This is a genomic window from Aquabacterium sp., assembly GCF_021768455.1.
GTDB lineage: Bacteria > Pseudomonadota > Gammaproteobacteria > Burkholderiales > Burkholderiaceae_C > Aquabacterium.
Genome location: NZ_JAIZVX010000296.1, coordinates 1 through 1,455 on the forward strand (window position 1 = coordinate 1; position 1,455 = coordinate 1,455).

Sequence of the window (1,455 nt, forward strand, 5' to 3'; positions counted from 1 at the left end):
CATCTATACCCATCCTATACCGATGGTTCGGTGATCCTTCGGCCATCCTATATCCATGGTATACCGAAGCTATATTCTTTTCTTCTGCCTTCACTCCAAAGAAATCTGAGATTCCTTGATCTTATAGTTCGACATGCCCTTACGGAACATGTCGAACAGCAGGATTACTCATAATGCACCAGGCATATACACGCAGACCTTTGGTAGACACACAATAGTTCAAAGCATCTACCACTATATCTCTATACCGCTTTCTAGTAAATATATCTAACCAGCTAACTATTTGAAATGTTAGAAAATAAACACCTTGTTGGTCTTTTATTACATAACTATCTGGCATAATGCTAATGTAACGTGAGTTCGGGATAATTAAACAGCAAAAAAGGTGTTGAAATTGTCTATTAATTGTACCACCAATTGATAAACGTTCAACCACCTTTTATGCTTAAGGATAAAATTATAGAAATTTTTGTACCTGCCGATGATTTTTGTATTTCGTTTTCAGATTGTATCCAACACTATCGGCTGGAAAGTAATGAAATCAAGCACCGTAACCGAAAAGCTTCCTTAACCGATTCTGAAATTATTGCCATTCTAATTTTCTTTCACTACGGCTCATTTACCAATTTTAAGCACTACTATTTACACTATGTAAAAGCTCATTTAAGTGATTGTTTCCCTGGCTTAGTTTCCTACAATCGTTTTATTGAATTACAGCAAAGGGTAGCTGTACCCATGATGTTGTTCTTAAAAATGTGCTGTTTGGGCAAATCAAGGGGAATTAATTTCGTAGATTCTACCCACATTAAAGTGTGCCACAACAAACGCATCCGTCAGAACAAAGTGTTTAAAAATGTAGCTGAAAGGGGCTTTACTTCCATTGGTTGGTTTTATGGTTTTAAGCTACACCTCATTATCAATGACAAAGGCGAGATTTTGTCTTTTTATTTAACCAAAGGTAATGTGGATGATAGAAATATTAAAGTGATGCAAAGCCTTACAGAAGACATATTCGGAAAGCTTTTTGGCGATAAGGGTTACATCTCCAAAGCCTTATCAGACTTGCTTTTTGCGGATGGAATACAACTCATTACCAAGGTAAAAAAGAACATGCAAAAGCAAGATTTAACTGCTACAGATAAAATACTTTTACGTAAAAGAGCAGTGATAGAATCCGTGAATGACGAACTCAAAAATATTTGCCAGTTACAGCATACAAGACACCGCTCTATCAATGGGTTTCTGTTCAATGTAATGAGTACATTGGCAGCTTATTCTTTCTTCACTAAAAAACCTTCGCTCAACATCCAAATGGAAGAATCTAAACAACTTTATTTGGCTGCTTAAACCGAACTCACGTTAATGTAATTATTTTACTGTAGCAAATGCTACATTTAGTAAAACGGCGTAGGCTCAGCCATACGCCGAGTGCAAATGGTGCAAACTACGACTAGT

1 protein-coding gene is annotated in these 1,455 nt (G+C 36.4%); it reads left to right on the forward strand.

Annotated elements, in window-relative coordinates:
• Nucleotides 1-405 precede the first annotated feature (405 nt).
• On the forward strand, nt 406-1,347 hold the full coding sequence (locus tag QZ994_RS19875; RefSeq protein ID WP_290877828.1) for an IS982 family transposase: 942 nt from the start codon (nt 406-408) through the stop codon (nt 1,345-1,347).
• Nucleotides 1,348-1,455: the final 108 nt, after the last annotated feature.